At 68.1% G+C, this 18709-nt stretch carries 17 protein-coding genes; 10 read left to right on the top strand and 7 right to left on the bottom strand.

The annotated features are described in order from the left end of the window. Positions 1–39 precede the first annotated feature (39 nt). The 3 genes from argS to ACFPOB_RS02945 all read left to right on the top strand — a co-directional run bounded on the left by argS (position 40) and on the right by ACFPOB_RS02945 (position 4894). Positions 40–1806 carry an arginine--tRNA ligase gene (gene argS / locus ACFPOB_RS02955; RefSeq protein WP_377796048.1) on the top strand — a complete coding sequence of 589 codons (1767 nt, stop codon included), beginning with the start codon at positions 40–42 and terminating at the stop codon, positions 1804–1806. Between the two features lie 187 nt (positions 1807–1993). Then, on the top strand, positions 1994–3619 hold the full coding sequence (locus tag ACFPOB_RS02950) for an SPOR domain-containing protein (RefSeq protein ID WP_377795777.1): 1626 nt from the start codon (positions 1994–1996) through the stop codon (positions 3617–3619). Positions 3620–3802: 183 nt separating this feature from the next. Further along, the gene (locus tag ACFPOB_RS02945; protein WP_377795776.1) at positions 3803–4894 is read left to right on the top strand and encodes a TRAP transporter substrate-binding protein; all 1092 of its coding nucleotides are present in this window, start codon (positions 3803–3805) and stop codon (positions 4892–4894) included. Positions 4895–5068: 174 nt separating this feature from the next. Here ACFPOB_RS02945 and ACFPOB_RS02940 read toward each other — a convergent pair whose 3' ends face one another. The 4 genes from ACFPOB_RS02940 to ACFPOB_RS02925 form a co-directional block, all read right to left on the bottom strand. Continuing rightward, positions 5069–6574: a helicase HerA domain-containing protein gene (locus ACFPOB_RS02940; RefSeq protein WP_377795775.1), complete on the bottom strand. Its 1506-nt coding sequence runs from the start codon at positions 6572–6574 to the stop codon at positions 5069–5071. Positions 6575–6702: 128 nt separating this feature from the next. Continuing rightward, positions 6703–7062, bottom strand: a complete 360-nt coding sequence (locus tag ACFPOB_RS02935; RefSeq protein WP_377795773.1) for an Atu4866 domain-containing protein — start codon at positions 7060–7062, stop codon at positions 6703–6705. Between the two features lie 11 nt (positions 7063–7073). Beyond that, positions 7074–7535 carry a carboxymuconolactone decarboxylase family protein gene (locus ACFPOB_RS02930; protein WP_377795772.1) on the bottom strand — a complete coding sequence of 154 codons (462 nt, stop codon included), beginning with the start codon at positions 7533–7535 and terminating at the stop codon, positions 7074–7076. 10 nt (positions 7536–7545) lie between these two features. Further along, the gene (locus tag ACFPOB_RS02925; protein ID WP_377795770.1) at positions 7546–8271 is read right to left on the bottom strand and encodes an SDR family oxidoreductase; all 726 of its coding nucleotides are present in this window, start codon (positions 8269–8271) and stop codon (positions 7546–7548) included. A gap of 119 nt (positions 8272–8390) precedes the next feature. Here ACFPOB_RS02925 and ACFPOB_RS02920 point away from each other — a divergent pair, with 119 nt between their 5' ends. Next, positions 8391–9323, top strand: a complete 933-nt coding sequence (locus ACFPOB_RS02920) for a LysR family transcriptional regulator (protein ID WP_377795768.1) — start codon at positions 8391–8393, stop codon at positions 9321–9323. Between the two features lie 138 nt (positions 9324–9461). Beyond that, on the top strand, positions 9462–10175 hold the full coding sequence (locus ACFPOB_RS02915; RefSeq protein ID WP_377795767.1) for a DNA helicase: 714 nt from the start codon (positions 9462–9464) through the stop codon (positions 10173–10175). 47 nt (positions 10176–10222) lie between these two features. Here ACFPOB_RS02915 and rnd read toward each other — a convergent pair whose 3' ends face one another. After that, a complete protein-coding gene (gene rnd / locus ACFPOB_RS02910; RefSeq protein ID WP_377795766.1) occupies positions 10223–11362 on the bottom strand; it encodes a ribonuclease D in 1140 nt (379 codons plus the stop codon). 141 nt (positions 11363–11503) lie between these two features. On the opposite strand from rnd, the gene aspS reads away from it, so the two are divergent. Genes aspS through ACFPOB_RS02885 form a run of 5 tightly spaced genes read left to right on the top strand, consistent with a single transcriptional unit; the run spans position 11504 to position 15961 of the window. Beyond that, a complete protein-coding gene (gene aspS, locus ACFPOB_RS02905; protein WP_377796047.1) occupies positions 11504–13282 on the top strand; it encodes an aspartate--tRNA ligase in 1779 nt (592 codons plus the stop codon). Between the two features lie 6 nt (positions 13283–13288). Further along, the gene (locus ACFPOB_RS02900; protein ID WP_377795765.1) at positions 13289–13660 is read left to right on the top strand and encodes a hypothetical protein; all 372 of its coding nucleotides are present in this window, start codon (positions 13289–13291) and stop codon (positions 13658–13660) included. A 6-nt stretch (positions 13661–13666) separates the two neighbouring features. Continuing rightward, positions 13667–13966 carry a hypothetical protein gene (locus tag ACFPOB_RS02895; protein WP_377795763.1) on the top strand — a complete coding sequence of 100 codons (300 nt, stop codon included), beginning with the start codon at positions 13667–13669 and terminating at the stop codon, positions 13964–13966. Between the two features lie 43 nt (positions 13967–14009). Then, the gene (locus ACFPOB_RS02890) at positions 14010–14906 is read left to right on the top strand and encodes a glycosyltransferase (RefSeq protein WP_377795762.1); all 897 of its coding nucleotides are present in this window, start codon (positions 14010–14012) and stop codon (positions 14904–14906) included. Then, complete coding sequence (locus ACFPOB_RS02885) at positions 14903–15961, top strand: acyltransferase family protein (protein WP_377795761.1); 1059 nt, start codon at positions 14903–14905, stop codon at positions 15959–15961. Before ACFPOB_RS02890 ends, ACFPOB_RS02885 begins: the two co-directional genes overlap by 4 nt. On the opposite strand, the gene ACFPOB_RS02880 is transcribed toward ACFPOB_RS02885, so the two are convergent. Together ACFPOB_RS02880 and ACFPOB_RS02875 are read right to left on the bottom strand one after the other, a co-directional pair. Continuing rightward, complete coding sequence (locus ACFPOB_RS02880) at positions 15948–16637, bottom strand: CatB-related O-acetyltransferase (protein ID WP_377795759.1); 690 nt, start codon at positions 16635–16637, stop codon at positions 15948–15950. The two genes, ACFPOB_RS02885 and ACFPOB_RS02880, sit on opposite strands and share 14 nt — an antisense overlap. After that, positions 16637–18541, bottom strand: a complete 1905-nt coding sequence (locus ACFPOB_RS02875; RefSeq protein ID WP_377795757.1) for a hypothetical protein — start codon at positions 18539–18541, stop codon at positions 16637–16639. Before ACFPOB_RS02875 ends, ACFPOB_RS02880 begins: the two co-directional genes overlap by 1 nt. Positions 18542–18709: the final 168 nt, after the last annotated feature.

Here is an 18709-nt window from a genome sequence, read left to right as displayed (position 1 = left end):
GCGGGATCACCCTCGGTGCAGCGCGAAGATGTGACCACGATGAACCTGTTCGAGATTCACTCTACTCGTCTCCATGCCATCCTCGCAGGGCTCGCCGAGCGAGGCGCGATCCCCGCCGGGCTGTCGCTGGCGCGCGTCGTGGTCGAGCCGACCAAGGATCCGGCGCATGGCGACCTCGCCATCAACGCCGCCATGGTGCTGGCGAAGGAAGCCGGCATGGCGCCGCGCGCGCTGGCCGAGCTGATCTTGGCCGAGCTAGCCAAGGACGGCGATGTGCTCAAGGCCGAGATCGCCGGTCCCGGCTTCATCAACCTGACGCTGCAACCTGCTGTTTTCACTGAGGTTCTGAAGTCGGCGGTACTTGCCGGGACGGAGCATGGCCGTGGCACGACCAAGGCCTCCCCGAAGATCAATGTCGAATATGTCTCGGCCAATCCGACCGGGCCGATGCATGTCGGCCATGGCCGCGGCGCGGTGTTTGGCGATGCGCTGGCGAGCCTGCTCGCCTTCGCCGGGCACGACGTCACCCGCGAATACTATATCAACGATGCCGGGGCGCAGGTCGACGTGCTCGCCCGCTCCGCCTTCCTGCGCTATCGCGAGGCGCTGGGCGAGGATATCGGCGCGATTCCGGAAGGGCTCTATCCTGGCGACTACCTGATCTCGGTCGGGCAGACGCTGGCGAAGGACCACGGCCCCTCGCTGCGCGACAAGCCCGAATGGGACTGGCTGCCGCTGGTGCGCCAGGCGGCGATCGACGGGATGATGGCGATGATCCGCGATGATCTCGCGGCGCTCGGCGTCGTCCACGACCTGTTCTTCTCCGAGCGCTCGCTGCAGGGCCGGGACGGCAATGCCAACGCCGTGCACCAGACCATCGAGGATCTGCGCGAGCGCGATCTGGTCTATGAGGGCCGGCTGCCGCCGCCCAAGGGCCAGAAGGACGAGGATTGGGAGGACCGCGAGCAGACCCTGTTCCGTGCCACCAAGTTCGGCGACGACGTCGATCGGCCGCTGCTGAAGTCGGACGGCAGCTATACCTATTTCGCCAACGACATCGCCTATCACCGCTCGAAGTTCACCCGCGGCTTCGCCGAGATGATCGACGTCTGGGGCGCCGACCACGGCGGCTATGTCAAGCGCATGCAGGCGGCAGTGAAGGCGGTGACGAACGGCGAGGGGGCGCTCGACGTCAAGCTCTGCCAGCTGGTCCGCCTGCTGCGCAATGGCGAGCAGGTCCGGATGTCGAAGCGCTCCGGCGACTTCGTCACGCTGCGCGAGGTCATCGACGAGGTCGGCCGCGATGCGGTGCGCTTCATGATGATCTTCCGCAAGAACGACGCGACGCTCGACTTCGACCTCGCCAAGGTGGTCGAGCAGTCGAAGGACAACCCGGTCTTCTACGTCCAGTACGCGCATGCGCGCTGCACCTCGATCTTCCGCCAGGCAGCCGAGGCTTTTCCGGATCTCGACCTTTCGCCGCAGGCGCTGGCGCAGTCGGATCTTGGTTTGCTGACCGACGAGTCGGAGATCGGTATCGTCAAGATGATCGCTGCATATCCCAGGATGATCGACGCCGCGGCTTCGTCGCACGAGCCCCATCGTGTCGCCTTCTTCGTGCACGATCTGGCGAGCGCCTTCCACTCGCTGTGGAACAAGGGCAAAGACTCGCCGCAATTACGGTTCGTTAATCAAACTGATCGAAACTCGACCTCAGCAAGATTGGCGTTCGTGCATGCCGTGCGCAGCGTCCTTGCTTCCGGTCTGGCGGTCGTTGGGGTGACGGCGCCGGAGGAGATGCGCTGACGGGTCCATCCCGGCGCATCGGGTGCTTTGCGGATCAGGATGATCCGGCCAGCGCCCGCCGGGTCCGATACGAAGGCGGCGTCGGCCGATATGCCGGAAGGCGGGTCGGCTAGAGCTTTCGTCAGATTGACCGCGCTGTGGCGGCGTCCTTTGATGGGGGCTGGCATGCGCTGGAATGGATCATGTCATGAGCGAGCCAGCTAGGAACCGTTTCGCCCTCGATCTCGACGATCTGGAGCGTCAGCTGCGCGGGGCGGCCCAGCCGCAGAAACCCGGCGCGGCCTCCGATCCGCTGATGGAGCTGACCCGTCTCGTCAGTCAGGACGATCCGTTGAAGGAGCTCTTCGCCGGTCGCTCGTCCGAGCAGGCGCGTCCCGCGGCCCCGGCAGCGCCGCAGCCCGTGTCCTGGGCCGCCGGCAACCGGACCGAGCCGAGCTTCCAGCCGACGTTGGTCACGACGCCGCCGGTGCAGTCGGCTCCGCCCCCGGCCGATGTCCGCGGTGCGCTCGACGAGTTCGAGGCGCTGCTGCGCCGCACCGAGCCGGTGCGGACCGCGCCGCCGCCCGTCGCAAAGGCGCCGGTGCCGCCTGCGCACGATTACGATGAGCCGCTGCCTGCGCCATCACATGCGCAGCCTTATGCGATGCAGGCGGAGGGGGCGCACGCCTACGTCCCGGAGCAGCCGCGCGATCTCGACGAAGCGGCCGGACAGGTGCACGCCTATCAGCCCCAGCCTGCGCCGAGCTATCAGCAGGCCGAACCCGATTATGATGCGCAGCAGCAGGGTCTCGATGACGAGCCACGCGATTTCAGGCGCTCGCGCTCGCGCAAAGGCATGCTGACCGCGGCGGCGCTGGTCATCGTCGCGGTCGGCGGCGTCGGTGCCGCCATGGTCTTCCGCAATGGCAAGCCGGCTGGGGTCAACGGCCAGCCGCCGGTGATCGCCGCCGATACCGGCCCGTCCAAGGTCGCTCCGGTCAATCCGGGCGGCGCCGAGATTCCGAACCAAAACAAGCAGATCTACGAGCGCAGCGGCGATGCCTCGGCCGACAGGACCAAGGTGGTCAGCCGCGAGGAGCAGCCGGTCGACGTGGAGCAGGCGGCGCGCTCGATGGCGCCGCGCCCGACCCAGCCGTCCAATGGCAGCATCACGCCGACCGATACCGCGGCAGCGGCTCTCGCTCCGACCGAGCCGGGCCTGGTGCCGATCCCGGCCGTGCCCGGTCTCGGCGAGCCGCGCAAGGTCCGCACCGTCGCGATCCGCCCTGATGGTACCCCTGCGGTCAGCGACACCACCGCGAACGGGGCGGGGCAGGGTATCGTGACCGGCTCGGCTCCGGCGAGCCGCCCGACCACCCCGGCGCCGGCCACGCAGGCGCAGGCCGCTTCCCGGCCGCAGCAGCCGAGCGCGACCCCGGCTGCCGCGCCCAAGACGCAGGAGCGCGCCGCGGCGCCGGCGACCCCGCCGGCTTCGCAAACCCCGCCTGCCGCCGCGACCCGCACCGCCGCGCTCGCGCCGCAGCAGCAGACGCAGCCGGCCGCCGCCGGTCCGCGTACCGATCCGAACGGCGGCTTCGCCGTGCAGCTCGGCGCGCCGGGCAGCGAAGCCGAGGCGCGCGCCACTTTCGCGGCGCTGCAGCGCAAGTATCCCGATCAGCTCTCCGGCCAAAGCCCGATCATCCGCAAGACCGAGCTGGCCGGCGGCAAGACGGTCTATCGCCTGCGCGTCGGTCCCTATGCCCGCGAGGATGCGAGCTCGATGTGCTCGGCGCTGCAAGCGGCCGGCGGGCAGTGCTTCATCGCCAAGAACTGATCGAACGCCAAACTCGTCGATACAGCCCGCCGCTCCTTGGAGCGGCGGGCTTTTTTGGTGCGGCCCCGCCGTTTGCGCATGCCGGAGCGCAATGAACGCAGTTCCGCCGGTGCCTTGCTGTCGCTAGCCTGACCGCAAGATGTCGCCGGACCGATCCGGCGCGATAGCGTGTGAGGAACCACCATGGACCGCCGCAAGCTTCTCAAGACCTCGGCCGCCGGGGCCGCCGCCGCGACCATCGCAGCGCCGGCGGTCGCGCAGACCAATCCGAAGATCAACTGGCGCCTGACCTCGAGCTATCCGAAGAGCCTCGACACACTGTTCGGCATCTCGACCCAGGTCGCCAAGCGCGTCGCCGAGGCGACCGACGGCAATTTCCAGATCCAGACCTTCGCCGCCGGCGAGATCGTGCCGGCGCTGCAGGCTCTCGATGCGGTCCAGAACGGCACGGTCGAATGCAGCCATACGCTGGCGAGCTTCTATATCGGCAAGGACACCGCCTTCGCCTTCGAGACCTCTTTGCCCTTCGGCCTCAACACCCGCCAGCAGAACGCCTGGCTCTATCACGGCGGCGGGCTCGAGCTCTGCCGCGATCTGATGAAGAAGTTCGGCGTGCACACCATTCCCTCGGGCAACACCGGCGCCCAGATGGGCGGCTGGTTCCGCAAAGAGATCAAGAGCGCGGCGGATCTGCAAGGCTTGAAGTTCCGCATCGCCGGCCTCGGCGGCCAGATCATGGCCAAGCTCGGTGTCGTGCCCCAGACGCTCGGCGGCGGCGACATCTACCCGGCGCTGGAGCGCGGCACGATCGACGCGGCCGAGTTCTCCGGCCCCTATGACGACGAGAAGCTCGGCTTCGTGAAGGTGGCGAAGTACTATTACTATCCCGGCTTCTGGGAAGGCTGCGCCAATGTCAGCTTCATTGCCAACCAGGAGAAGTGGAACGGGCTGCCGGCGCATTACCGCGCCATCGTCGAGGCGGCCTGCGCCGAGGCGAACGCGCTCTGCATGGCCAAATACGACCACGGCAACCCCGATGCGCTCCTGCGTCTGATTGCGGCCGGCGCCGAGCTGCGCGCCTTCCCACAGGACGTGATGCAGGCCGCCTTCAAGGAGGCTTTTGCGCTCTACGCGGACCAGGCGGCGAAAAACCCGAACTTCAAGACGCTGTGGGATTCCTTCCTGCCGTACTGGAAGAAGGAGCAGCTCTGGTTCCGCGTCGCCGAATTGCCGTTCGATGCGTTCAACGCGCAGGCGTCGCAATCGCTGCGGTAATCCCAGCGTAGTCGACTGATCCAGCGCGTCATGCTTGCCCTGTGGCGGGCCTGACGTCCTGAACTGTGCATGCGAACGAGGTCGACGTGGTTGGTCGGGACAAGCCCGACCATGACGGGTAGGCGCGGCGGTTCGAGGTTTGGCCGCGACCCGTACCGGAAAGACAGCCGCGGCTTATCCCCGCGCCCGCCGCGGCGGCAGGCCCTTGACCAGCGGGGAGGCCAGGCCTGGCGCGGTCTCGACGCCGAGCGAGGGCAGGGCGAGCGTGCGCTGGCCGCGGAAATCGACATGGCAGACGAGCAGCCCGCGCTCCTCGATATAGCCGATCAGCCGGCGTGCCCGGCTCGGTGAATGGCTGCCATAGGCCTCGGCCAACTCGGCATCGGACGGGCAGGGTGCGCCCTCGATGGCGCTGCGGGCGATGAACAGGAAGAGCCCGTGCAGGTCCTCCGGCAGGGTTTCGGCCGCCGCGAGCGCCTTGTCCCACGCCTCGGACGACAAGACCGCCTCGCTCGCACCGGCGCGAGCGACCGCGAGGCGCTTGCGGAAGGCGTCCAGGCTCGTCTCCGGCCCGGTGACCCGGCGCATCCGGCAGCGCACGGTGAAGTCCTGGTAGAGCACGGCGACCGGCCGGTCGCGCGCCTCGGGATCGTCGAGCAATTCGTTGAGGATCTCGACCAGCGCCGCGGCGCGCTCGGCCGGATCCATCTCGATCTCAGGCTCGGGCGGCGGCACCGGCTGATGCGTCTCGATGCGGCGGATGATCTCGGGCGCCACCACCGGCCGCGGCCGCGGCTGCTTGGGCCAGGGCGCGGGCGCGACCTCGTCCTCGCCGGCGGTGAAGATCAGCTTGCTGGCGTCTTCCGGAGCCTGCTCGGGCAAAGGCAGCAGGCCAGGCGCGCCGCCGCGATCGATCGAAGCGACCGGACCGATCCGCACCGGCAGCGGCTTCTTGGACAGGGCCGGGCCGAGCGCGACGAACTGGCCGCGCTCGAGATCGCGGAACATCTCGGCCTGGCGCCGGTCCATGCCGAGCAGGTCGGCGGCGCGCTGCATGTCGATGTCGAGGAAAGTACGGCCCATCAGGAAGTTGGAGGCCTCGGCCGCGACGTTCTTGGCGAGCTTGGCGAGGCGTTGCGTCGCGATCACGCCGGCGAGGCCGCGCTTGCGGCCGCGGCACATCAGATTGGTCATCGCGCCGAGCGAGAGCCGGCGCGCCTCGTCGGAGGCCTCGCCCGCCATCACCGGCGCGAAGAGCTGGGCCTCGTCGACCACGACCAGCATCGGATACCAATGGGCGCGGTCGATATCGAAAAGCCCGCCGAGGAAGGCGGCGGTGGCGCGCAACTGCTCGTCGGCGTCGAGCTCTTCGAGGTTGAGCACCACCGAGACCCGGTGCTGGCGCACGCGCAGGGCGATCTTCTGCAATTCGACCGGGCTCGCGGTGCCGTCGACCACGACATGGCCGAACTGGTCGGCCAGCGAGACGAAGTCGCCCTCGGGATCGACGATGGCCTGCTGCACGAGGGGCGCGCTCTGTTCGAGCAGGCGGCGCAGCAGATGCGACTTGCCCGAGCCGGAATTGCCCTGGACCAGCAGGCGCGTTGCCAGCAATTCGGCAAGGTCGAGCTCGGCGGGCTCGCCGCCGCGCGTCGACCCCATGTCGATGCCAGTCTTCATGCCGGAATCCAGGCCGCTCCTTGCCATGGCGGGAAACGCAAGGCGGCGCTTCTAGCACGCCCGCCGGCAAGTGAGGCAAGGCCCGGCCCGCGTTCCACAGCTTTGCGCGATGGAGGTGACGGCCCCTGTCAGGGGCGGCGGCGCAGGATCATGCCGCCATGATGGAGCGTGTCGGGATCGACAAAGGTTCCGTCGGCGGTAAAGCCGGTGTCGTCCCAGTACTCGATATAGTTGCCTGTCACTTTGTAGCGGCCGCGATAGGCGCTTTCGCGATTGCCGCGCGCCTCGTCATAGCGGCCATTCGGAAGGAGGTTGTGCCGGACATGATTGTCGGCGGTGACCCACATCCCGACATAGGGGTGGTTCTCGGCAGCGGCTGCCTTGGTGATGGTCATGCGGGTGGATCCTTCCGGTCCGGTCTGGATGGTGGTGGCGAGGCCGACGCCGGCGGCCAGCAAGAGCGAGGCGTTTACGAGCAGGGTGTTCATCGCGGTTCCCTTCACTGCTTGCGGCGTTCGGCGAAGAGCTCCGACAGCACCTGCGACGCCGCAATCGCGCGCGAGATGCCGGCCGGCACGGTGATCAGGTAGACGATCTCCTTAAGCTCTTCCTCGGGCACGCCGATGTTCAGCGCGTAGCCGGCATGAACCTTCATGAAGGCGGTCTGCCCGGTCGCGGCGAAGGCCGCCACCGCTGCGAGCTGGCGCGTGCGGCTGTCAAGGCCGGTCCGGGACCAGACATCGCCCAGCGCATAGGCCTCGGTCGCCTCGGCGAGGAAGGGAAACTCCTGCCGCATGCGCTCCAGCGCCGGCTGAGGCTCGCCCTTGTTCAGGCTGCGGATGACGGCTTCGCCGCGCTTGCGCCGCTCTTCGCTCGGTTCGGCGATGGCGGGGGCGGGCATCGCCGCGATGGCGAAGGCGGCGGCGGCGGCGCGCAGCGGAGCTGGCATGGATAGGGTCATGGTTTCCTCCTCAACGGGTGGCGGTGGGACGGACGACGATCTCGTTGACGTCGACATCGTCCGGCTGCTCGATCGCGAAGCGCACGGCGCGGCCGATCGCATCGGGCTGGAGCGCGACGGCGCGGTACGTTCTCATCAGCTCGGCTGCCGCGGGATCGGTGATGGTGCTCGCAAGCTCGCTCTCGACCACGCCGGGATGGATGCAGGTGACGCGCAGCTCAGAATGCTCCTGGCGCAGACCGTCCGAGATGGCGCGCACAGCGTATTTCGTCGCGCAGTAGACGGCCGCGGTCGGCGAGACGGCGAGGGCGCCGATCGAGGCGATGTTGATGATCTGGCCGGAGCCACGCCCCAGCATCTGCGGCAACACGGCGGCGATGCCGTACAGCACGCCCTTGATGTTGACGTCGATCATCCGGTCCCACTCGTCGACCTTGAGCGAGGCCATCAGCGAGAGCGGCATGACGCCGGCATTGTTGACGATGACATCGACACGGCCGAAGGCCTCGCGCGCCGCCTCGGCGAAGGCCGCGACATCGGTGCGGTCGGTGACGTCGAGCCGACGGGTGCGGACTTTGCCACCTCTCGCGTTGAGCTCTTCAGCGAGTGCATCGAGGCGGTCGGTGCGCCTCGCGCCGAGCATCAGTTTTGCTCCGGCCGCCGCGAGCTCGCGGGCGATGCCGACGCCGATCCCGCTGGAGGCGCCGGTGATGAGAACGACCTTGTCCATGGCCATGTCTGCTCCGTCTGGTTGTTTCGGGGCACCGCGACGTTGCGGTTGCCCGAAAGCTAGGGGCAGGGCATTGTCGCGATAAGCCGCCGATTGTTTCCCAGTATGGAGAGTTTTTCTAACCAATGGAGATGGACCTCAACGCTCTCGCGGTGTTCGCGCTGGTCGCCGAGGAGAGGAGTTTTCGCGGCGCTGCCGACCGGGTCGGCGTGACACGCTCGGCGGTGAGCCAGACGATCCGCAAACTGGAGGAGCGGCTGGGTATCGCATTGATCCAGCGCACGACGCGCAGCGTCAGCCTGACCGAGGCAGGCGAGCGCCTGCTCGCCGATCTCTCGCCCGCACTGTCCGAGGTGCGCGCCGCCGTCGAGGCGACGCGCGACCTGCGTGCCGGTGCGCGCGGGCGCCTGCGCCTCGCCGTGTCGTCGATCGCCGAGCGCTTCCTCTCGGGGCCGTTCCTGGCAGGCTTCGTGGCGGCGAACCCGGAGGTCGAGCTCGACATCACCGTGACCGACGAGGAGTTCGACATTGTCGCCGCCGGTTACGATGCCGGCGTCAGGCTCGGCGAAGTGATCGAGCAGGACATGATCGCCGTCTCGATCGGCGGCGATGAGCGCCAGCTCGCTGTCTGCGCGCCAAGCTATCGCGAGCGCTGCGGCATGCCGGCCCATCCCCGGGAACTGGCAGCGCATCGCTGCATCGGCTGGCGGCCAGGGCCCAAGCTCCCGCCCTATCGCTGGGAGTTTGCGGAAGGTGGCAAGGAGTTCAGCGTCAATGTCGCGCCCGAGATCACGACCAGCGACATGGCATTGATGATCAAGCTCGCCGTGGCCGGCGCCGGCATCACCTTCGGCATGGAGGAGAGCTTTCGCCCTGCGATCGCGCGCGGCGAGCTGGAGCCGCTGCTTGAGGAGTTCTGCCCGTATTTCGCGGGCTTCCATCTCTATTATCCCAGCCGCCGCGCCATGGCGCCGAAGCTGCGCGCGCTCGTCGACTATCTGCGGCGGTTCGCATGGGAGGGCAACGCGACGGCGCGGGCGGAATCGGCTAAGATCTGATTCCAGGCGCGGCCCGCGCCTCCTCCCTCCGACCGGGAAGCACGCTGCCGTGCAGGGTATCTCCATCACCGAACCGACTGTTCGAGCGCTGCGCATAAGGAGGGGTTGCAGACGTCGCTCGCATCAGGAGGTCCATCGATGAAGCTTTCCGCACCGGTCTATCGTTTGAAGCGCAAAGCCCGCGACTTGGCGCGCAAGGACGCCATCCCGCTCCATCTCGCGCTCGATCAGGTCGCCAGTGGCGAGGGGTTCGGAGCCTGGAGCCTGCTGGCCGCCAAATCAGCCGGCGCCCTATCCGCCGAGGGGCTGCTGGAGCGCCTTGCACCGGGCGATCTGTTGCTGATCGCCGCAAGGCCCGGGCAGGGCAAGACGCTGCTCAGTCTCCAGCTCGCCGAGGCCGCGATGAAGGCCGGCCGCCGCGCGGTCTTCTTCACGCTCGAGTACACGGCGAAAGACGTGCTCGGCCGTTTCCGGGCGCTCGGCATCGATCCCGCCCAATTCGAGGCGCTGTTCACCTTCGACGATTCGGATGCGATGAGCGCCGATCACATCATATCGGCGCTGGCTGATGCGCCACGGGGCACATTGGCGATCGTCGATTATCTGCAGCTGCTCGACCAGAAGCGCGGCAATCCCGCGTTGATGGTGCAAATCCGTGCGCTCAAGGCCTTCGCGCAGGAGAGGGGCCTGATCCTGGCCTTCATCTCTCAGATCGATCGCTCCTATGATCCGGCGGCAAAGCCGTGCCCGGACCTCGACGACATCCGTTTGCCGAACCCACTCGACCTCTCGCTCTTCAGCAAGACCTGCTTCCTGAACGAGGGCGAGGTGCGTTTCCAGGCGGCGGATTAGCGGCGGGCGCTCATCCGGACGCAAATCCAATCTGTGCGATGGCTGGTCTATCCGACCGTCACCCGCCCGCGCACGATTCGGAGCGCCAGCGCGCCATTCTTCAGCGCCAGCGCCTTTTCGCCGAAGAGCTCGCGGCGCCAGCCATGCAGGGCCGGCACGTCGGCCTCATCGTCACCGGCGATCTCCTCCAGGTCGTCGCTGGAGGCGATGATCTTCGGCGCGACGCGCTCGGCGTCGGCGGTCGCCTTGAGCAGCACCTTGAGCAGGTCGAGCACGGCGCCGTTGCTCGGCCGGCCGCGCTCGCGCTCCAGCCGCGGCAGGCTATGCGGGTCGAGTGCCAGGGCCCGTCCGACTGCAGCCAGCACCTCGCCGCCGGCCCGCGAGCGCTCGAAGCCGTTCGGCACCGAGCGCAACTCGCCGAGCGCCTCGACCGAGCGGGGCGCACGCTGGACGATGTCCATCAGCGCATCGTCCTTGAGCACGCGCTGGCGCGGCACGTCGCGAGCTTGAGCCTCGCGCTCGCGCCAGGCGGCGAGCTCCATCAGCACCGCCAGTTCCTTCGGCTTGCGCAGGCGGCCCTTCAGGCGCTGCCAGGCATTCTCCGGCTTGACCTCGTAGGTTCCCGGCGAGTTGAGCACCGCCATCTCCTCGGCGACCCAGCTTTCGCGGCCGCTGGCAGCGAGATCGGCCTGCAGCGCCAGATAGATGTCGCGCAGATGGGTGACGTCCGATTCGGCATAGACCAGTTGCGCCTCGCTGAGTGGGCGGCGCGACCAGTCGGTGAAGCGCGAGGACTTGTCGATGCGCGCCTTGGCGAGGTCGTTGACCAGCTGCTCGTAGCCGACCGAGTCGCCATAGCCGCAGACCATGGCGGCGACCTGCGTGTCGAACAGCGGCGTCGGCAGCACGCGGCCGAGCATCCAGACGATTTCGAGGTCCTGCCGGGCGGCATGGAAGACCTTGACCACGTTCTGGTCGGTCATCAGCGCCATGAACGGGGCAAGATCGATCCCCTCCGCCAGCGGATCGACCATCACGGCCTCCTCCGGCGAAGCCATCTGGATCAGGCAGAGCTTCGGGTAATAGGTGGTCTCGCGCAGGAATTCGGTGTCGACGGTGACGAACGGGTGCTGGGCGAGGCGGGAGCAGGCGGAAGCCAGCTCGTCGGTCGTGGAGATCAGGTTCATGGACGGCGCTCTTAGCAGATGAAAGCGCGCCATGTCGCGGGCGTTCTTGACAACTGCGCCGCGCGCGTGTGGTTACGGCGCCAAACCGCTTGCGCGCCCGACCATGGCCGCATGGACGCCCGGAAAGCTGAACCCGTGACCCTGCATCGCTACCGTTCCCACACCTGCGGCGCGCTCCGCGAGAGCGACATCGGCGCCTCCGTGCGTCTCTCCGGCTGGTGCCATCGCATCCGCGACCATGGTGGCGTGCTCTTCATCGACCTGCGGGACCATTATGGCCTGACGCAGGTCGTGGTCGATCCGGATTCGCCGGCCTTCGCCGACGCCGAGAAGGTTCGCTCGGAATGGGTCATCCGCATCGACGGCAAGGTCAAGCCGCGCCTTGCCGGCACCGAGAACGCCAACCTCGCCACCGGCGCGGTCGAGGTCTTCGCCACCGGGCTCGAAGTGCTGGGCCCGTCGGCCGAATTGCCGCTGCCGGTGTTCGGCGACCTCGAATATCCTGAGGACACCCGCCTCAAATACCGTTTCCTCGACCTGCGCCGCGACAAGCTGCACAGCAACATCATGCTGCGCACCAGGGTGATCGACTCGCTGCGCCGGCGCATGCAGGCTTCGGGCTTCTCCGAGTTCCAGACGCCGATCCTGACCGCGTCCTCGCCGGAAGGCGCGCGCGACTTCCTGGTGCCGAGCCGCCTGCATCCCGGCAAGTTCTACGCCCTGCCGCAGGCGCCGCAGCAGTACAAGCAGCTGCTGATGATGGCGGGGTTCGACCGATACTTCCAGATCGCGCCCTGCTTCCGCGACGAGGACCCGCGCGCCGACCGCCTGCCGGGCGAGTTCTACCAGCTCGACGTCGAGATGAGCTTCGTCGAGCAGGAAGACGTGTTCGCCACGATGGAGCCGGTGATCGCCGGCGTGTTTGAGGAGTTCGGCGAGGGCAAGTCCGTCACCCGCAACTGGCCGCGCATCCCCTATGCCGAGGCGCTGCGCAAATACGGGTCCGACAAGCCGGATCTTCGCAACCCGATCGAGATGCAGGACGTCTCGGATCATTTCCGCGGCTCGGGCTTCAAGGTCTTTGCCCGCATTCTCGAGGGCGAGAAGAACCGCGTCTGGGCGATCCCCGCGCCGGGCGGCGGCAGCCGCGCCTTCTGCGACCGGATGAACTCCTGGGCCCAGGGCGAGGGCCAGCCCGGCCTCGGCTATCTGATGGTCAAGGAGGGCGGCGAAGGGCAGGGCCCGATCGCCAACAACATCGGCCCCGAGCGCGTCGCAGGAATCGTCGCCCAGATGGGCCTGAAGGCCGGCGACGCCTGCTTCTTCGCCGCCGGCGATCCCGACAAGTTCTACAAGTTCGCCGGCAGCGCCCGGAACAAGGTCGGCTCCGAGCTCGGGCTGATCGACGAGAACGCTTTCGCCTTCGCCTGGATCGTCGACTTCCCGATGTTCGAGTACAACGAGGACGAGAAGAAGGTCGATTTCTCCCACAACCCGTTCTCGATGCCGCAGGGCGGCCTGAAGTCGCTGGTCGAGGACGATCCGCTCTCGATCAAGGCCTTCCAGTACGACATCGCCTGCAACGGCTATGAGCTCGCTTCGGGCGGCATCCGCAACCACCGCCCGGAAGCGATGGTCAAGGCCTTCGAGATCGCCGGCTATGGCGAGGAGACGGTGATCGAGCGCTTCGGCGGCATGTACCGGGCTTTCCAGTACGGCGCGCCGCCGCATGGCGGCATGGCTGCGGGCGTCGACCGCATCATCATGCTGCTCGCGGGGGCGACGAACCTGCGCGAGGTCGCGCTGTTCCCGATGAACCAGCAGGCCGTCGACCTCCTGATGGGCGCGCCTTCGCCGGCGACGCCGAAGCAGCTGCGCGAAGCGCATCTGCGCGTGAACCTGCCCGAGAAGGAAGGCTGAGCGACCATGGCCTTCCTGCCTGCCGGGCGAGCTCTGCTGCTCGCCTGTTTCGTCGCGCTGCCGCTCGCCGCCTGCGTCGCCGGTTCTGCCGACACTGCCTCCGGGCGCGCCTCGACCCTGGCGACGACCGTCTCGCGCGCCGTCGCCTGCAAGGCCGGCTCGCCGCAGCGCACGACGCTGGATCGCTTCCTCGCCGCCGAGAAGGCGCGCGGGGCGAGCGACGAGCAGCTCGCTGCGGCGCGCTCGGCCTATGTCTCGGTCTCCGAGGCCGAAACGATCAACCAGGACGTCCGCCCGCAACCCTGCACCAGCGAGGAGCGGGCGACGCTACGCGGGAAGATGCAGGATGTCCGCGCCGGTCGCTTCGAGGCGCTCTGACTGTCGATGGTCGCCCTCAAGCCCTGCCTCGTCGCCCTCGCAGCCGCGAGCCTTGCGGGCTGCGTCGCCGCGGGGCCGATGCCGGGCACGCCCGAATTCTCTGCAGTGCAGGTCTCACGCGCCTATGATTGCGGGCTGAGGGTCGACCGGGGCCGGATCATCGCGCGCCTGCCGGCCGAGCACCGCGGCCGCTTCGTCGCCGCCAATGCGAGCTATGCGGTGAAGTCCTACAATGCGCCGCGCCGCTGCGAGGCACCCGAGCGCGAACGGCTGCAGGCGGAGCTGCGTCTTGGGGCTAAGCGCTGATCGGCACTTGCCGAAAGCTGCTCGTCCCGTGCAGATGCTGGCCATGAGCCCTTCTTCCGCCGACGTCACCGCCATCGTCGTCAGCTTCGACAGCGCGCAGGTGCTGCCCGCTTGCCTGTCCGCGCTGGCGGGCGAGGGGATCGAAGCCATCGTCGTCGACAATGCCAGCGGCGATGCCTCGGTCGAGATCGCCGAGCGGCACGGGGCGCAGGTGCTGCGCAATGCGCGCAACGAAGGCTATGGCCGCGCCAACAACCGCGGCGCGCGGGCGGCGGCGACGCCCTTTATCCTGATCGTCAATCCCGATCTCGAAGTGCAGCCGGGCGCGGTAGCGGCCCTGCTGGCGGCCGCTGAGGCCTATCCCGATGCCGCTGCCTTTGCGCCACGTCTGGTCGAGCCGTCGGGGCGTGTCTTCCTGCAGCCGCGCTCGCTGCTCTCGCCCGACCATCTCAACCAGGCGGTGAGGATCACGCTGCCGGAGGGCGATGCCTGCCTGCCATTCCTGTCGGGCGCCTGCCTGTTGCTGCGGCGCGAGGTCTTTCTCGGCCTCGGCGGCTTCGACCCGGCGATCTTCCTGTTCTACGAGGACGACGACCTCTGCCGCCGCCTGCGCGAGGCGGGACATGCGCTGGTTCATGTCGAGGGTGCCGCCGCCAGGCACGGCCGCGGAAAGTCGAGCGCGCCGTCGCCGCAGCGCCGCTTCACGGCGCGCTGGCATCTCGCCTGGTCGGAGCATCACGTCGCGCGCAAATGGGGGTTGCCTGTGCCGGGCCGGGTCAAGACCATCGAAAATGCCGCCAAGGCAATCGGTTACGGCCTGATCCTGCGTCAGGACAAGATGTATGCCCATGCCGGCTCGGTCGCCGGTGCGCTCGCTGCGCGCGCCGGCCGTAGCGCGCTGTCCCGGCAGGGACTGAACGAGGCGGAGATCATCGCGTGACGGGCTTCCTTCGCGCCGCCAGCGCTGCCGACGGGCTGGGCCTGCCGCACAACCATTTCGGCTTGCTGCGGCTGTTGCTGGCGCTCGCCGTTGTCGTCTCGCATGCGCTCAGCGTCACCACCGGCAAGGTCGAGGACGAGCTACTGGCGCATTCGACCGGCTTCACGCTCGGCGAGCACGCGGTCAACGGCTTCTTCGCCATTTCCGGATTTCTGGTGACGATGAGCTATGAGCAGCGCGGCTGGCGCGACTATGTCGTCGCCCGGGCCTTGCGCATCGCACCGGGGCTGATCGCGGCGACGCTGGTGGTCGCGCTGCTGATGGGCAGCGCGCTGACCAAGCTCAGCCTGTCCGCCTACCTTACCGACCCGCAGCTCTGGCGCTTCATCAACGGCACATTGACCAGCTTCAAGAGCTCGGCGCCGCTGCCCGGCGTCTTCTCCGACAACCCGCTGCGCTTTCCGATGGGGACGGTCTGGACACTGAAATACGAGACGCTCTGCTATCTCGGGGTGCTCGTCGCCGGGCTGGTTGGCCTGCTGGCGCATCGTCGGCTCGTGCTCGGCCTCTGGGCGGCGTTGGTCGTCGCGACGGTCCTGCGCGAGATCCTCACACCGGACGGGCCGAAGGGCATCGAGACCGCGCTGCGCCTGCCGCTGATCTTCGCGAGCGGCGGCCTCATCTATCTCTGGCGCGAGAAAGTGCCGCTGTCGCTGCCTGGGCTTGCCGTCGCGCTTGTCGTCGTTGCCCTGTCGCAGGCGACGCCGGCCTACAAGGCGCTGCTCTATCTCGTCACCGCCTGGGGCGTGCTGGTGCTGGCGCTGGCGCCGCCGCTCACTCGCTGGCGCAGCGAGCCAGGGGCGGACCTGTCCTACGGCGTCTACCTCTATGGCTGGCCGGTGCAGCAGGCCTTCGTCGCGTTGTTTCCGACCGTCGGGGCGCTGACCCTGTTCGCGCCCTCGCTGATCGTGACGCTGCTGGTCGCCGCGGCGTCCTGGTATCTCGTCGAGAAGCCGGCGCTCGGACTCAAGCGCCGGCTGCTCAAGCCGGCCTGATCGCCGCCACGAGCTCGTCGACGCGCTCCGACATCAACAGCGGCAGCAGCTGCGAGACCTTCTCGGGCGGCAGCTCCCACCAGCGGCTCGCCAGCAGCGCCTCGACCTGCGCCTCCGGCAGGCGCAGGCGCACGACCCTGGCCGGATTGCCGGCGACGATCGCATAGGGCGGCACATCGCGCGTCACCACGGCGCGCGCCGCGACGACGGCGCCGTGGCCGATCGTGATCCCCGACATGATCATCGCCTGCGAACCGAGCCAGACATCATGGCCGATGGCGACGTCGCCGCGCGTCGCGTCGTAGCCCCTCATGCCGCGGGCGGACGGCCAGAGATCGGCCAGGGCAGGGAAGGGATAGGTCGTTCCCCAATCGGTGCGATGATTGCCGCCGAGCAGGATCTCGACGCCGTCGGCGATCGAGCCGTAGCGGCCGATCGACAGCCGCGCTCCGCTTTCCGGGAAGCGAACCTTCGGGCGGCCATAGGTGAAGGCGCCGACCACGACCTGCCCGGGGCGTCGGGCCAGCAGCTTCGCCAGATGGATGCGCGTCTGGTTGTAGGGATTGACCCACCGTTTGAAAAAACCGCGCGGGCCGGTCGGGAGACCAGCCCACCAGACGGCGAGGGGACCCGGACGCCAATCGGCGTCCGGGCTGTTGGTCGGGTATTGGGTCATCACTCCGCCGTGGCGTCGACGTCGATCTTCTCGAAGATCTCGGTCGGCTCGCCGAGCGCGATCACATCGGCGAGGCCGAGGCCAGTCGGCGTTTTCGCGGTGGCTTTCACCGTCAGCGTGCCCGGCTTGGCGACGAAGCGGGCGACCGCGTTCGCCAGCGTCTTGGCGCCATCCGACGGGCCGAGGATGGCGGCGAGGCCGAGGCTCGCCATCATGCCGTATTCGCGCCGGACGTCCTCGACATTGCGCTTCGACTTCTTCGCCTCGTTCTCGATCAGCTTCTCGGCGAGGCCGAGATTCTGCAGCTTGAGCTCGACGGTCTTGGCAGTGGCGCCGAGCAGTGCGACCTGCGCCAGAGCAAGATCGCCGGTGAAGATTTCCTTGCCGATATTGCCGAGCGTGCCGGTGGCGTCGAGCTTGGCCATGCCGACGCCGCCGAGCGAGAGCGTGCGAATGGCGAATTCCTTGCTCGCCTCCTGCCAGGCGAGGGAGAGCTTCGCCGAAAGGTCGAGAGTGCGATAGCCCATCGCCAAAAGGTCCTTGGCGGCGGGATTGTCGGCGCTTTCGACGATCGGGAAGGTGATCTGGTCGAGGCTCAGCGTCATGTCGGTCGGGATGCCGTTGAGCTGCTCGCCAGTCTTGAGCTCGAAATTCCCGAGGCCGACCTGCATCGGCGGGCCGGCCGGGCGGCCGCGCTTGCCCTCCTGCGGCACGGTCATCTGCACGCCGCTCATCTTGACCGTGCCGAGCTTCGGGATGAAGCGGCGGAAGTCGAGCGCCTTGATGTCGACCGCAGAGGCTGCGACGGCCTTGACCTCGCGGATGACGCCTTCCAGCGAGAAGCCGGAATAGCCGATGAGGCCGACGACGCCCTTGGCGCCGCCTCCCTCGAACTGCAGGCCCTCGATGGAAACGCCCGACTTTTCGGGCGCGTCCTCGCCGAAGGCGATGCGCGAGAAGCGCATGTCGACCGGCTCCGCCTTGGCGCCGGGCTTGGGCGGCGTTTTCAGCGACATCACGATGTCGCGGATCTCGCCGCTGCCATAGTCGACGGCGTCGAAGATCTCGGCCATGGCGACGAGGAGCTTGCGGTCGCGCGCGTCGCTGACCGCCGGGTCTTCCTTGCTGTTGAGGTTGTGCGCGGCCTTCTCCGATTCATCGCTCAACTCGGCGATGCGGGTCAGGAGCTCGCCCATCGGCTCGGAGGCGACGCGTGCCTTGAAGCCGCGTAGGGAAGCCTTGCCGGCGGTGATCTTGCCCTGCTCGCCGAGGTCGAGGACATAGCCGTCCTGGTCGATTTTGCCGATGATCGGCTGCAGCGGCGCGGTCTCGCCGGGCTTGGCCTTCTCGCCGAAGATGCGGGCGATCTGCATCAGGTCGAGCACTTCGAAGCTGGTGCGCTTGATCTCGCCGTTCATCGGCCCGGTGGCCGCACCCTCGACCTTGATCGTGCCGTCGCTCGATTCGCCGCGCCCGATCCGGCCTTCGCGGATGTCGGAGAACTTGATGTTGCGATAGGTGGTGACCTGCTTCTGCGGGCCGAACGTCTGCTCCATCACCAGGGTTGGAGCGCTGATCTCGCTGGCGTTGAGCTTGCCGAGGCGTGTGATCACGCTCTCGCCGGGCTGCACCGCCTGGCTCGCTCCGGCGATCGCGCCGGCGACGCCGCCCGCCGGAGCAGCGCTCGCGCTCGACAGAAGCAGCGCGCGGAAGCTGTCGCGGTCGAGCGGCGTGCCCTTCACGTCGAGCTTCGGGATCGACACGACGAACTTGCCGAAGTCGAGCTTCAGATTGTCGAGCTGGAAGTCGGCCGCGGCGGCGGGATTGGCCAGGAGGAGCAGCAGGAGCCCCGCCGTGGTCAGCGGCCGGGAGCTGGCGAGGCGTCGGCCGGGCAAAATCGTCATGATGGTCTCCTGAAGCATCGTCTAGGCCCGCGGGCGCATAACCCGGGTCAAGCTCCGATTGGCGGCGTCAGAGGCGGATTCGCCGGCGGCGCGGCGAAGTCGCTTCCGATGGGAAGTCGGCGCAGACCCTGCCGCAAGGCGATGACGAAAGGAAGATGCGAGCGGGCT

This window comes from Allobosea eneae (assembly GCF_042657265.1).
GTDB lineage: Bacteria > Pseudomonadota > Alphaproteobacteria > Rhizobiales > Beijerinckiaceae > Allobosea > Allobosea eneae.
The sequence above is the reverse complement of the archived record's forward strand: the minus strand, read 5'-3'. Positions and strand labels throughout refer to the sequence as shown.